The sequence below is a fragment of the Salinisphaera sp. SPP-AMP-43 genome (assembly GCF_049568105.1).
In the GTDB taxonomy this organism is placed as follows: domain Bacteria; phylum Pseudomonadota; class Gammaproteobacteria; order Nevskiales; family Salinisphaeraceae; genus Salinisphaera.
The window spans coordinates 4051021-4063873 of sequence record NZ_CP145335.1; the positions used below are offsets into that span (position 1 = coordinate 4051021).

A 12853-nucleotide genomic window follows, 5' to 3' on the forward strand; every position below is an offset into this window, starting at 1 on the left:
ATCAAAAACAGCTTTATCATCACCTGCCCAAGGAGACCCCCATGGCGCCATCCAGTACCGAACAGGCCTTGAGAGAACAGATCTGTGCCGTGGGCCAGCGTCTATACCAACGGGAGATGGGGGCAGCCAACGACGGCAATATTTCGGTCCGACTCGATGACGACCGGCTGCTGTGTTCGCCAACCGGCGTCTCCAAGGGCTTCATGACCCCGGACATGATCTGCGTGATCGACAACGAGGGCGAACTGGTGGTCGATGGCGGCACTCGGCCCTCGTCGGAGATCCGCATGCATCTGCATGTCTACCAGCACCGCCCGGACATCAACGCCGTGGTCCATGCCCATCCGCTGTATGCCACGGTCCATGCCATCTGCGGCAAGCCCTTGGTTCAGCAGGTGATGCCCGAGTCGACGATTCTGCTCGGCGAAGTGCCGATCGCGCCCTATGGCACGCCTTCGACGATGGATCTGCCCAATTCGACTACCGAATATCTGGCCACCCACGACGCCCTGTTGCTAGAAAACCACGGCGCTCTGTCCTACGGCGCCGATCTCAACAACGCGCATTTCAAGATGGAGGCCCTGGATTACTACGCCAAAGTCGTCTATCTGGCCTCGCAGTATGGCGGCGCCCAGGAATTCAGCCAGGCCGAGATCGACAAGCTGATCGAGCTGCGCAAGACCCGTTTCAAACTGCCTGGCCGCCATCCGTTCGTGGACGGCCGCTAGACCCGCCGCCGTGGAGCTTTTCATGACTCACAGCATGCAGGCCGCGGGCAATCGCGGCGCCTATGACTATCGCCTAGAAGCCGTCGACGTACCCGCGGCTCGCAGCCGTGAAGTCGTGGCCCAGACCGCGGCCCGTGGCATCTGCGCCAGCGACATGAAATACGGGTCCGGGGCGGCCATGTTCTGGGGCGATGCCGACCAGCCCGCCGACCTCAAAGGCCCGGTGATCCCGACGACCGCGGCCACGGATACCCGCCCAACGGTGACCTCATGAATATCTTCGAGCAATTTCGTCTGGATCAGCGCGTAGCGATCGTCACCGGCGGCGCCCAGGGGCTCGGCCTGGCGATGGGCGAAGCCTTGATGTCGGCCGGCGCCCATCTGGTCATCGTGGATATCGATGCCAACAAAGCCCGGGCAGCCGCCGAGCGTCTGGATGCCGAATATCCCGGCCGGGCGAGCGCCTACGGCGTGGATCTGACCGACGAGGCGGCCGTGGTCGATATCGCGGCCCGGATCATCGCCGATCACGGCCAGATCCATATCCTGTTCAACAACGCCGGCATCGCCCACCACGCGCCCTCCGAATCCGACCACTACGACGCCTGGAAGCGGGTCGTGGATATCGATCTCAACGCGGTCTATCTGCTGTCGCGCGAGATCGGCCGACATATGCTGGATCACGGCGCCGGCTCGATCGTGAATACATCCTCTATGTCGGGGCTGATCGCCAACGTCCCCCAGCCCCAGTCGGCCTACAACTCGGCCAAGGCCGGGGTGATCATGCTCACCAAGAGCCTGGCCGTGGAATGGGCCGATCGCGGCGTGCGCGTCAACGCTATCGCGCCCGGCTATATGAAAACCGAAATCACGCGGCCTTTCTTCGACGAAGGCGGGCCGATGATCGATCGCTGGATGAACATGACGCCGATGGGCCGCCCTGGCGAGCCCCAGGAACTGGGCGGCCTGGCCGTATACCTGGCCTCGGATGCCGCCAGCTTCGTCACCGGCGCCGTGTTTTCTATCGACGGTGGCTATACCGCGGCATGAGGAGGCCCATGCCGCACTAAAAAACCATAAAACGACGCCGCGAGGCGCCCGGAGGAGACCATGAAAGATCGAATCACGCGTCGGACTCTGCTCAAGACCGCAGCCGGCAGTGCCGCCGGCGCTGCCGTTCTCAGCCAGGGTTGGCTCAGCCAGGCGCTGGCCGCCAATCGCGACGCACTATGGCAACAGTTTCAGGGCACCCGACTGAACTTTATTTCCGAAAACACCCCGCCGACCTCGGCGATCGCGGCCGACCATCGCGCCTTTACCGAACTCACCGGCATCGAGATCAACATCTCGCAGATGGAACTCGGTGCCCTGGTACAGAAAGTCGCCCTCGACTTTGCCTCAGGCCGCGGCAGCTACCACATCATCTATGCCGATCCCTATCAGGTCTTGGCGCCCTACCATAACGGCTTCGTGGACCTGAACCGGTTCATGGACGACAACAACCTGCCGGCTGTGCCCAAGGGGATCGCCGATTTCATCCCGACCCAGCTCGAGGCCGGCGGACGCTTTCTCGACGACGACGCGCTCTACGCCCTGCCCTACGACACACCGACCATGATCTGGATGTATCGGCGCGATCTGTTCGAGAAATACCACGACCGGATGCAGGCCGATCTCGGCTACGATCCAACGCCGTCCGACGATTCGACCTGGCAGCAATACTACGAAATCGCCCAGTGGTTCGGCGATAACGCCAAGGAAGTACGCTACGGCACCGGCCATCAAGCCAAACAGTACGACTCGTTGATGGCCGACTTTTCCAACGTGCTGTTCGCCCATGGCGGCGATTATTTCAAGGGCGAGGATCTAGGCCTGATCGGCAGCGAGACCCCCGGGCCCTGCATGCTCGATCAGCCCGAGGCGATCCAGGCTGCCGAGTTCTACGCCAAACTGCTCAAGATCGCCGACCCGGGCAGCACCAGCTGGGACTGGACCGGGGTGAACAACGCCTTCGAGGCCGGCCGCTTCGCCATGACCGCGAACTGGCACGAATTCGCCTCCTCGATCGAACGATCCGAGCTGGCTGGCAAGGTCGGCTATGCCCGGCTGCCGAAAGGCCCGGCCCGCAGTGCCAATATGTGGGGCGGCACCGGCATCGGCATTAACGCCGGCATTTCCGACCAAGAACAACAGGCCGCCTGGCTGTTTTTGGTCTGGGCCACCGCACCCAAGACCCAGCTGGCCAACCTCAAGAGCAAGGTCGGCGGCGGCACGCCGACCCGCAGCTCGGTCTACGACATGCCCCAGGTCGAAGCCGCCGAAAAACGGCCCTCCGAGATGCCCAATATGCTAACCGCCAACGCCGTGCTCGACGCCTGGAAACCCGAAAACATCGGCCTGCGGCCCAAGATCCCAATGTGGAACGAGGTCGATACGATCATCTATACCGAGGTCTCCAAAATGCTCGCCGGCCAGAACTCGCCCAAGCAAGCCATGCAGCGCGCCAAGGCCCAGATCGACGCCGCCACCGGCGCCTAGCTGGCGCCCGCCGGCGTCTCGTTCGCGGGGCGCCGGCACGGCCATCTTGCCAAAGAAACTGTCTATCCATACAGTTTCTACATGGCGCATCGTACGACACACCACAAAGGCCGCGGCGCCTTGGGCAACCCGGCCTCGCGTTTCGCGGCTACCGCCAGCGAGGACTTCGATGACGGCTGGGATACGATCGAGCACCTCGACGACGACCAGGACGCCCCGGCGACCCATCTGCACCGCGATCCGACGCGCCGGGTGATCTCGCGCAACGACTCGCCGGATGTGCCGTTTTCGGCCTCGATCAATCCCTATAAGGGCTGTGCCCACGGCTGTATTTATTGCTTCGCCCGGCCGACCCACGAATACCTCGATCATTCGGCCGGCCTGGATTTCGAGACCGAGATCTACTACAAGCCCGAGGCCGCCGAGCTGTTCGAAGCCGAACTGCGGCATGGCCGCTATCGCTGCGAGGCGATCACCCTGGGCGCGAACACCGATCCCTACCAGCCGGACGATCGGCACCTGGGCATTACACGCTCGATTCTGGAAGTCGCCCAGCGCTTCAACCAGCCGGTTTCGATCATTACCAAAGGCGCGCATATCGATCGCGATCTGGACCTGATCGCCGATATGGGCCGGCGCAATCTGGCCAGCGTATTCGTCAGCCTGACCAGCCTCGATCGCGACCTCAAGCGCCATCTAGAACCGCGGGCCGCCTCACCGAGCCAGCGGCTGCGCACGATCGAGGCCCTGGCCGAGGCCGGCGTGCCGACCGGCGTTCTGGTCGCGCCCATCATTCCGATGATCACCGATGCCGAGCTGGAAACACTGGTCGCCCGCGCCGCCGAAGCCGGCGCCACACGGGCCGGCTATGTGCTGCTGCGCCTGCCGCATGCAATCAAGCATCTGTTTCGGGAATGGCTGGCCGAGCACTACCCCGACCGGGCAGACCACGTCATGAGCCTGATCAACCAGATGCGCGACGGCGCCGACTACGACTCAGCCTGGGGCAGCCGCATGACCGGCACCGGCACCTATGCCGAGCTGATCGCGCGGCGCTTCGCGCTGGCCTGCCAACGGGCCGGCCTCAACGGCCGGCGTTTCGAGCTGGATACCCAAGCCTTTCGTGTACCACCGGCGGCCGGCGACCAGCTCGGCCTGGACTTCGGCTAGCGCCTGCCGAGGCTGCCGGCAAGCCCGCGCCAACAGTTGTTTGGCTGCACGCCGAGGCGCCGCGAGTGCGGCGTCGTGGCGCAACGTCAATGAGCGGCCGTGCGGGATGGCGGCCCAACAGCCGTTGTTTCGAAGGGTTGTGCCTCAAATCGCATCGGGCCGCGTTACGGGCCTTGATCGGGGCACCCCAGAACCGGCGACGCGCGCCGCGCCAGCTTGGGGCGGCAACACGGCGCTCGGACGACACCTCAATAGGCCCTAGCGCTCACGGCCGATTCGTGCAATCCAGCGCCCGCAGCCGGCGGCGTCGCCGCTCTCGGCCGGCGACGTTACGCCACGATCATTCGTAGCTTGAACAGTGCGCATGACGAGTCGAACGCGGCGTTCGCTGCATACGCCAGGCCGTTACCGCCCCGAGCGGCGTTTTTCGAACAGTTTGCCGAGTGGGCCGATGCGTTTGTTGTTGCCAACCGTGCCGTCGCTCGACCGGGCCTGATCCGGCGGCAGCCGCTCGGGCGCCTCCTGGGCCGGCTCTTCCAGGCTCGGCTCGACTCGAGCAGAACCCCGTCCGGCCCTGTCGCCCGCGAGCGCATCGTCCGCGCTCGGCTCATCCAGCCAGGGCTCGGTACGCCCCGGGCCAGGCTTTGTTGGCTGTGGGCGCGCGGATTCTTTGGGCGCTGGCACTACCTCGAGCGCTTCGTCGGGGCTCGTCTCCGCCTCGTTGGCCATCGTAGCGGCGCCCGGCGCATCGACGCGGGCGTTCTCTGCCCGATGCGCGAGCGCGCTGATCCAACCCACGAAACGCGGCAACAACCGCAGCGGCAGGTCGTGGCCCATGCCCGGAATTTCTTCGTAGCGGCATTCAGGCAGCGCGGCCGCCGTGGCCCGGCCGTGTTTGACCGGCAACAGGGGGTCGGCCTTGCCGTGGATCACCAGGACCGGGCAATGCACACCGCCCAGCAGATCCTCGCGCGAGCGGGCCGCCAGCACCGCCAACGTCTGCCGCGCAGTGCCGGCCGGGTAATAGCTGCGCTCGACCATACGCCGCAGCTCGGCCTGCCAGTCGGCCTGGGTTCGGCCCATATGCGGGCTGCTGATCATGCGCATGGTCTTGGCCATATGGGCCGCGATCACGTCCGGATCACGGCTTTTCGGCGCTTTGGCCAGCCGCAGCAGAATCTTGAGCTTGCCGCGCGGCAGATTCCGGGCGCTGGTGCTGGACATGATCGAAGTCAGGCTCGCCACGCGCTCGGGATACTCACCGGCCACCAGCTGGGCGATCATGCCGCCCATGGAGGCGCCCACCAGATGGGCGCGATCGATATCCAGCGCATCCATCAGCCCGAGCGTATCGGTGGCCATATCATCCAGGCTATAGGCCGTACTGATCGGGCGATTCATTACCGATTTGAAAAACGCCTGATGGGCCGTGTCATAGCCTTTGGCGGTGCGTAGCTTGGTCGATAGGCCGATATCGCGATTGTCGAAGCGAATCACTCGCAGGCCGGCCTCCGCCAGGGCCCGACAAAACGCATCCGGCCAGCCCAGGAGCTGGGTGCCCAGCCCCATGATCAGCAACAGCGCGGGATCGGCGTCGCTGCCGAACTGCTCATAGGCCAGCTCTAGGCCGTTGGCCTCGACCGTATCGACGATATCGGCGCCTTCTAGCGCCGGGGCAAGATACTCCGCCATACTCGCTCGATCCTCCTGCGTTCGGCAGCTATCGCCGGGGCTAGGGTCTGGGGGCAATCCGCCCGACTCGACCGCGCCCGCCACGATCTGGATGAACACACTATTCCAAGCCTGCGCTTTACGGCCTATCGGCGACCGCGCAAGACTATTGAAACAAGCGCCGGCGCCCGGGACATAACAACAGGTCTGAGCCAACAGCGTATAATTTTTCGCATGAGCCTGCTCGATCGCCTCGCCGACGCCCATATCGAAGACGCCGCCGAACGCGGCGAGCTCGATGATTTGCCCGGTGCCGGTCGGCCGCTGCCGCCCGACGCAGCCAAAGATGTGCCTTCGCATCTACGGGCCGGGTATCGCCTGCTCAAAAACGCCGGCTACGTGCCCCCGGAAATCCAGGCCCAACGCGATCTGCGCGAAGTCGAGGATCTACTGGCGCGCGCCCTACCAGAATCCGACCAGGCCAAGCGCCTGACCCGCCGTGCCCGCTGGATCGAAACCCGGCTGGCCGAGAGCCCACGCGGCCGTGCCCTGCTGCGCGATCAGGGCTATGGCGATCGCATCCGGCAACAACTCGCCGACTCTCACTTTGCCGACCCCGACTCTTGATGGACGATATTGAACTGATCGCGGCCGATACGCCGTTGCTGCATGCCGAACTGGCTGCCTTGGCCCATGTGATCTGGCATCAGCACTACACCCCGATCATCGGCGAGGATCAGGTGCGCTACATGCTCGACGGCGGTTACAACGAGGCCGTCCTGGCCGAACAACAGGCGGCAGGCACCTGCTTTACCCTGGCCCGGCGAGACGATCGGTTCATCGCCTTTGCTGCAGTATCGCCCGATCCGGCCGAGCCGAGCACGGCCTGGCTCGACAAACTCTATGTTCTGCTCGAAGCCCGCAATCTCGGCGTTGGCCGCCGGCTGGTGGCGCGCGCAGCCGATCAGGCGGCTGCTGCCGGCGCCGATACCCTGCGTCTGCGCGTCAACCGACACAATGCCGATTCGATCACCGCCTATCAGCGGCTCGGCTTCGTAGTCGAATACGAAGACATCAAAGACATCGGCCAGGGCTATGTGATGGACGACTATGTCATGGCCGCGCCGGTGGCCACGCTGCAGCGCTAGGCTGTCTGCGGTTTCGCAACCACGCCATACGGGCGCCTGCAAACCGGGTCAGGCCCGGCGGAGGCGCCGCATCGACGCCGGCCTCGGCCGGGGCACACCGTAGCGCCTCGGCCCGATGGGCTACTCGCCCGACGACATGGCGCCCCTGAAGCGCCATAGCCTGCTCGCATCGGACGACCAGGCTACGTTCGCCTAGTCCTATCCGGCTGGAAGCCACGGCTAGCGCCTACCCGCGCGACGCATCAACCGCCTTTAGCGCGATTACAGCGCGCCGCAGCGGAGCGCTACAAGCTCGCGAGCCCGCCTGGCCTAGCCTTCGCCCGGTCTTGCAGACAATCGCTCGAGCCTACTGTGCCCGGCGCTAGGGCGTGTCGTGATGAGCTACGCCAGCGTGTGACGCCCGCCCATCGGGTCAAGCAAGACGCAGGCCGCCGCGGGTAGCGGGCTCAGGTTCACGCCCTGCAACGCCCCGCATAGCGCGATAGGCAGGCGTCCTGCATCGGGCCTGCCGCTCTGTCGCAGCCGCCTGGTGTTAGCGTTCGCTCACCTGGCTGGGCCACGCCACGCTCACGATGCCTTGGCGTGCCAACACAGACCGCCGCTGCGGCAGCGGTACGTGACGACGCGCCCTAGGTAGTGTTGAGGTTTCGTGCGCATCCGCACCGAGGTCTGTTGGGCTGCAAGCCGAGGTGCGGCGAATGCAGCGTCGCGGCGCGACGCCCGTCCACCCTGGATTGCAGCCCAACAGCCGTTGTTTCAAAGGGTTGTGCTCCAATCGCGGTTGCCTGCGTTACGAGCCTTGATCGGAGCACGCCCAAAGCACGCCCAAAGCACGCCCAAAGCACGCCCAAAGCACGCCCAGAGCACGCTTAGAGCACGTCAGAACCAGCGACTCGCGCCGCGCCCGCCCCGATTTAGGGGCAACGCAGCACCGGCCGCAACCGCAGCACGCCCTAGTCCGCAGGCGCTTTGGCGAGATACTGCCGCGTCGTATCCAGCAGGTTCTCGGACAGCCAATGGGCCATGGCTTCGTTCTCGCGCATGATCGATTCGAGCGTGGCACGTACTTCGGCCTCACCGGCCTGGTCGGCGGCTGTGATCATGGCGCGGAAATTGGCGATTTCGAAATGTTCGAAAGCCAGGCTGGCGGCCACGCTTTGTACCGCCGTTTCACCGGACAAGCGTGTGCCCCAGGAATGGCCCAGCGCCGACAGCTTGCCGCCGATGTCTTTAGCGGCCGAGGTATGGGCGCCGAGCCGCTCGATCGCGGATTTGATATCCGCGCCGTGGTGGCGGGTTTCGGCGACGTGCGCCCGTAGCTTGTCGCGCAGCTTGGGATAGGCCTCGAGCGCATCGGCGCGGCCGGACATCATCGTCTCGCCGTGCTCGACCATGGCATGGGCTTCCTGCAGCCAGTTGATCAACGTGCTTCGAGTGTTATCTACCGACATGATTCGCTCCTGTTATACGCTTGGCCTCTCTCAAGGAACTGGGGCACAACGGTTCCACGTGCAACCGTTATCGATCAGCTGAGTTCCGACAACGCCTCGGAAAACGCCGCGAGCACGTCCTCGGAAAACAGCACGAACCGTACATGCTCGATCGATACTGCCTCGCGGGCGCGTTCGGCTACGGTCTGGACCGCGATCGCACCGGCCTCGTCCAGCGGGTAGCCATAGATACCGGCCGAGATCGCCGGAAACGCGATCGAGCCCGCCTGTTTGTCCTCGGCCAGGGCCAGGGCATTGCGATAACAGGCCGCCAACTGCTTCGGCACTTCCGGTTTCTGGGAATAGACCGGGCCTACGCAGTGCACCACCCAATCGTTGGGCAGCTCGAAGGCCTCGGTGATCACCGCCTGGCCAGCCTCGATCGGCGCCAGCGCACGGCTGGCCTTGACCAGCTCCGGGCCGGCCGCGCGGTTGATAGCGCCGTCCACGCCGCCGCCGCCCTTGAGCTGTTTGTTGGCGGCATTAACGATGATGTCGATATCCGCCTGCCGGGTGATATCGCCGTGCACGCATTCGATGACGAGCTCGCCGATCTGTCGCTGCATGGTCTGCTCCGAAACCTGAAATTCGCTGGCCGCCATCATCGCGCGCTGCCCCGCCGCTGACCAGCGGTTTTCCGCTATCGTGTCGCAGCCGCGCGAACGGCGCACAATAAACAGCACGCATCTTGAACCCAGGCCGAGCGCCCCGCACAACCTGTACTGGATGCTCTCAATCGAGGAACAAGGTCCGCATGTCTGCAACCGCCAACGCCAGCCGCCCCCAGCCGCCGATCGCTGCCCGCCAGCCGACCGAAAAAACAGTGCACGGCGTCACGCTCACCGACGACTATGCCTGGCTGCGCGATGCCAACTGGCGTGAGGCGATGCTCGACCCAGACCAGCTCGATGCCGATATTCGCGCCTATCTCGAGGCCGAAAACACCTATACCGAGGCGGTGATGGCCGATACCGCCGGGCTACAGAAGACGCTGGTCGCCGAAATGCGCGCCCGCATGGCCGAGCGCGATGCCAGCGTGCCGACCGCCGATGGCGACTGGGTCTACTACGTGCGTTTCCGCGAAGGCGGCCAGCATCCGATCTTCTGCCGGGCACCGAGAGCCGCCGACGGCTCGGCCGAACCGGGCGAACCGCTTACCGACGAACAGATCCTGCTGGACGGCGATGCCGAGGCCGAAGGCAAAGTCTATTTCTCGCTGGGCTCGGTCGACCACAGCCCGGACCATGCCAAGTTGGCCTTCTCGCTGGACGAGCGCGGCTCCGAGGCCTATACGATCCACGTGCGCGATATCGTCACCGGCGACGAAATCCAGCCGCCGATCGATAACACCACCGGCAATGTGCTGTGGTCGGCCGACAGCCAAACGCTGTTCTACGTCACCCTCGACGACAACCACCGCCCCTGCCGGGTCTGGCGGCTCGCCCTCGGCGAAGAACCGACCGCGGCCGAACTGGTCTATGCCGAATCCGACCCCGGCTTTTTCGTCGGCCTGGGCGAAACCCAGAGCGCCCGCTATCTGCTGATCCATGCCCACGACCATGCGACCAGCGAAGTGCGCTTTATCCCAGCCGACGAGCCGACCGCCGAGCCGCGGCTGGTCGCCGAACGGCTGCCGGAACGCGAATACGGCGTGGACGACGACGGCGCCGAGCATTTCGTGATCCTCACCAACGCCGACGGCGCCGAGGACTTCAAACTCATGCGCGCGCCGATCGCCAGCCCCGAGGCCGAGCACTGGCAGGAACTCGTGCCCCACGAACCAGGCCGGCTGATCCTCGACCATGTCGAATTCGCCGACTTCCGCGTTCGCATGGAACGCGCCGATGCCCTGCCACGCATCATCATCACCGACAAGCGACGCGGCGAAGACCATGCCATCGCCTTCCCGCACGAAGCCTATTCGCTCGGCATGTCGGCCGGCTATGAATTCAACACCCACAGCCTGCGCTTTCTCTACAGCGCCCCGCATACGCCCGACGAAACCTTCGACTACGACATGGCCAGCCGCGAGCGGGTACTGCGTAAGCAGCGCCAGGTGCCGAGCGGCTTCGACCCGAGCCAGTACACCGTCCGGCGGCTGACCGCCGAAACCGTGGACGGCGAGCACGTCCCGATCACCATCACCCACCATAAAGACACCCCGCTCGACGGCAGCGCGCCTTGCCTGCTGCACGGCTACGGCGCCTACGGCATTTCCGAACCGGCCGCGTTTTCCTCCAGCCGGTTTTCGCTGATCGACCGCGGCTTCGTGTACGCCATCGCCCATATCCGCGGCGGCAAGGAACGCGGCTATCGCTGGTACAAGGAAGGCAAGCTGGAGAAAAAGCCCAATACCTTTGCCGACTATATCCGCGTCGCCGAGCACCTCATCGAGACCGGCTATACCGCAGCCGGCCAGATCGCCGCCCACGGTGGCAGCGCCGGCGGCATGCTGGTCGGCGCCGTGGTCAACCAACGCCCGGAGCTGTTCGGCGCCGCGATCGCCGACGTGCCCTTCGTGGACGTGCTCAACACTATGATGGACGACAGCCTGCCGCTCACTCCGCCCGAGTGGCCCGAATGGGGCAACCCGCGCGACGATGCCAAAGCGTTCGAAACCATCCGCAGCTACTGCCCCTACCAGAACGTCACCGCCCAGGATTACCCGGCCATGCTCGTCATCGCCGGCGTCTCCGACCCGCGCGTGACCTATTGGGAACCGGCCAAATGGGTCGCCAAACTGCGCACCACCAAAACCGACGCCAACACCCTGCTGCTTAAAACCCATATGGCCGCCGGCCACGGCGGCGTCTCCGGCCGATTCGCCGCGCTAGAAGAAACCGGGCTGATCTTTGCGTTTCTGCTCAAGGAGCTTAAAGGGACGACCGACTAAGTCGCTTCTTCGGCCAGCGCATCAGAAAACGCCCGCTTTATAGCGGGCGTTTTTTATTGGAGTGAGCAGGCGAGGCGTTGGCAGGGTTTCCTAAATCGGCCGGGGTTCGAAAGCGAGAACTAGCGTAGCTCGCTTATGCCCAATACTAGACCTGACCCCAACGCCTCGTAACCCGGTAATCATCGCGCTGGCCCAACGCTTGGAACAGCGTGGCCTGGCACCCAAGGCGATCGTCGGTGCGAGCATGCGAAAGCTCGTGCATCTGATCTACGGCGTCGTGAAGTCAGGCCGGCCGTTCAAGGCCGAAATACCGATGGCGGGACTTGAATTTCAAGAGGGTATCTGACCTCGCTACCTGCTTGTTAGGTGATCAGCTCGCCCACGCCTCCAGGATAGGTATTGGCTACCGCATCAAAGGTACTCTCGCCTTCAGTGTGGGCGCGCATGAGCTTAGCGGTAGAAAGACAATTCGTAATTGCAAGATCGCACCCGCTTGGTACCGTGGATATACCTAGCTTCTTGGCCCATGCTTTCAAAACTGTGCCTGAAGCTTTAAAAGCGTTGAGATCGTCTGAAAGCGCTACCTCAATCTCGAGAATACGTGGCACTCCCAGGCTATTCAGCTTCGCAGCCAGCGATTCATCCGAGAGCCCAAAATACGCTGACTCACCACCCCAGCTTCCGAGAAGTGGCGAGACGCGTTCATCGCCGGAGTGCAGTGGGACGGTGACAGTCCAGAGCTTTCCAGATCTTATGTCTCCTTGCGACCGGAAGGGGCTTTCTTCCAGAACCACATCAGCTTCTTCCTGACTCAGCACCTCCATGGCCACGAGGGCATGAAGTCGTTCTTGTAAAAACTCTAATGACGAAAGCACTAATCTTCGGCACATCGCCTTTACTTCATGATTCAACAATCTCGTATAGTGCCATGCTCGTATTCGTGTCTTTGCCAGTATCGGTGTCAGCGTGTGCTCCTGAAACCACAGGTAATCCGCATTAAACCCATTTGAATTTAGGCTCTGATGCGGTGAGCTATTGCGATGCTCGTCCATCAATCTGCGTACTTCAGAGTGATAGTCGAAAATAAGCTGTGATTCCGCTGTGAGCGCTTGCTGTAGCTCAACAGTAAAGGAATTTGGATTCCAGAGATCTATCACGATGCTTTTGACCTTTGCCACCTAACGCCGAAGCTCAGTTGTGGCCGGAGCGGGCGAA

12 protein-coding genes and 1 pseudogene are annotated in these 12853 nt (G+C 63.7%); 9 read left to right on the forward strand and 4 right to left on the reverse strand.

Annotated features, from left to right (window positions below; all coding sequences use genetic code 11):
- Positions 1 to 41 precede the first annotated feature (41 nt).
- The 5 genes from V5738_RS17480 (at position 42) to V5738_RS17500 (ending at position 4436) form a co-directional block, all read left to right on the forward strand.
- Positions 42 to 728 carry a class II aldolase/adducin family protein gene (locus V5738_RS17480; protein ID WP_423822103.1) on the forward strand — a complete coding sequence of 229 codons (687 nt, stop codon included), beginning with the start codon at positions 42 to 44 and terminating at the stop codon, positions 726 to 728.
- Between the two features lie 22 nt (positions 729 to 750).
- Positions 751 to 1002 (forward strand): hypothetical protein, encoded by a 252-nt coding sequence (locus V5738_RS17485; protein WP_423822104.1) that lies wholly within the window; start codon positions 751 to 753, stop codon positions 1000 to 1002.
- Entirely contained in the window at positions 999 to 1778 is a 780-nt protein-coding gene (locus V5738_RS17490) for a glucose 1-dehydrogenase (RefSeq protein ID WP_423822105.1), read from the forward strand. The genes V5738_RS17485 and V5738_RS17490 overlap by 4 nt, the downstream gene beginning before the upstream one ends.
- A 60-nt stretch (positions 1779 to 1838) precedes the next feature.
- Complete coding sequence (locus V5738_RS17495; RefSeq protein WP_423822106.1) at positions 1839 to 3266, forward strand: extracellular solute-binding protein; 1428 nt, start codon at positions 1839 to 1841, stop codon at positions 3264 to 3266.
- An 81-nt stretch (positions 3267 to 3347) separates the two neighbouring features.
- The gene (locus tag V5738_RS17500; protein WP_423822107.1) at positions 3348 to 4436 is read left to right on the forward strand and encodes a PA0069 family radical SAM protein; all 1089 of its coding nucleotides are present in this window, start codon (positions 3348 to 3350) and stop codon (positions 4434 to 4436) included.
- A gap of 405 nt (positions 4437 to 4841) precedes the next feature.
- Here V5738_RS17500 and V5738_RS17505 read toward each other — a convergent pair whose 3' ends face one another.
- A complete protein-coding gene (locus V5738_RS17505) occupies positions 4842 to 6128 on the reverse strand; it encodes an alpha/beta fold hydrolase (RefSeq protein WP_423822108.1) in 1287 nt (428 codons plus the stop codon).
- A 213-nt stretch (positions 6129 to 6341) separates the two neighbouring features.
- Here V5738_RS17505 and V5738_RS17510 point away from each other — a divergent pair, with 213 nt between their 5' ends.
- Positions 6342 to 6734, forward strand: a complete 393-nt coding sequence (locus V5738_RS17510) for a DnaJ family domain-containing protein (RefSeq protein ID WP_423822109.1) — start codon at positions 6342 to 6344, stop codon at positions 6732 to 6734.
- Positions 6734 to 7255 (forward strand): GNAT family N-acetyltransferase, encoded by a 522-nt coding sequence (locus V5738_RS17515; RefSeq protein ID WP_423822110.1) that lies wholly within the window; start codon positions 6734 to 6736, stop codon positions 7253 to 7255. The genes V5738_RS17510 and V5738_RS17515 overlap by 1 nt, the downstream gene beginning before the upstream one ends.
- A gap of 953 nt (positions 7256 to 8208) precedes the next feature.
- Here V5738_RS17515 and V5738_RS17520 read toward each other — a convergent pair.
- Both V5738_RS17520 and V5738_RS17525 read right to left on the reverse strand, forming a co-directional pair.
- Positions 8209 to 8706 carry a DUF892 family protein gene (locus V5738_RS17520; RefSeq protein ID WP_423822111.1) on the reverse strand — a complete coding sequence of 166 codons (498 nt, stop codon included), beginning with the start codon at positions 8704 to 8706 and terminating at the stop codon, positions 8209 to 8211.
- Positions 8707 to 8780: 74 nt separating this feature from the next.
- Positions 8781 to 9311, reverse strand: coding sequence for an O-acetyl-ADP-ribose deacetylase (locus V5738_RS17525; protein WP_423822113.1), 531 nt, complete (start codon positions 9309 to 9311; stop codon positions 8781 to 8783).
- 188 nt (positions 9312 to 9499) lie between these two features.
- On the opposite strand from V5738_RS17525, the gene V5738_RS17530 reads away from it, so the two are divergent.
- Together V5738_RS17530 and V5738_RS17535 are read left to right on the forward strand one after the other, a co-directional pair.
- On the forward strand, positions 9500 to 11638 hold the full coding sequence (locus V5738_RS17530) for a S9 family peptidase (RefSeq protein WP_423822114.1): 2139 nt from the start codon (positions 9500 to 9502) through the stop codon (positions 11636 to 11638).
- Between the two features lie 169 nt (positions 11639 to 11807).
- Positions 11808 to 11984 (forward strand): annotated as a pseudogene (locus V5738_RS17535) (IS110 family transposase); the annotation flags it as partial.
- 16 nt (positions 11985 to 12000) lie between these two features.
- Here the strand turns inward: V5738_RS17535 and V5738_RS17540 are convergent.
- On the reverse strand, positions 12001 to 12816 hold the full coding sequence (locus tag V5738_RS17540; protein ID WP_423822116.1) for a hypothetical protein: 816 nt from the start codon (positions 12814 to 12816) through the stop codon (positions 12001 to 12003).
- Between the last annotated feature and the right edge of the window lie 37 nt (positions 12817 to 12853).

Excerpts from the sequence above, each read along its gene's own strand:
- V5738_RS17520 (WP_423822111.1), bottom strand. The coding sequence starts at position 8,706 with ATGTCGGTAGATAACACTCGAAGCACGTTGATCAACTGGCTGCAGGAA.
- V5738_RS17495 (WP_423822106.1), top strand. The coding sequence starts at position 1,839 with ATGAAAGATCGAATCACGCGTCGGACTCTGCTCAAGACCGCAGCCGGC.
- V5738_RS17515 (WP_423822110.1), top strand. The coding sequence starts at position 6,734 with ATGGACGATATTGAACTGATCGCGGCCGATACGCCGTTGCTGCATGCC.
- V5738_RS17500 (WP_423822107.1), top strand. The coding sequence starts at position 3,348 with ATGGCGCATCGTACGACACACCACAAAGGCCGCGGCGCCTTGGGCAAC.
- V5738_RS17490 (WP_423822105.1), top strand. The coding sequence starts at position 999 with ATGAATATCTTCGAGCAATTTCGTCTGGATCAGCGCGTAGCGATCGTC.
- V5738_RS17480 (WP_423822103.1), top strand. The coding sequence starts at position 42 with ATGGCGCCATCCAGTACCGAACAGGCCTTGAGAGAACAGATCTGTGCC.
- V5738_RS17505 (WP_423822108.1), bottom strand. The coding sequence starts at position 6,128 with ATGGCGGAGTATCTTGCCCCGGCGCTAGAAGGCGCCGATATCGTCGAT.
- V5738_RS17525 (WP_423822113.1), bottom strand. The coding sequence starts at position 9,311 with ATGCAGCGACAGATCGGCGAGCTCGTCATCGAATGCGTGCACGGCGAT.
- V5738_RS17485 (WP_423822104.1), top strand. The coding sequence starts at position 751 with ATGACTCACAGCATGCAGGCCGCGGGCAATCGCGGCGCCTATGACTAT.
- V5738_RS17510 (WP_423822109.1), top strand. The coding sequence starts at position 6,342 with ATGAGCCTGCTCGATCGCCTCGCCGACGCCCATATCGAAGACGCCGCC.
- V5738_RS17530 (WP_423822114.1), top strand. The coding sequence starts at position 9,500 with ATGTCTGCAACCGCCAACGCCAGCCGCCCCCAGCCGCCGATCGCTGCC.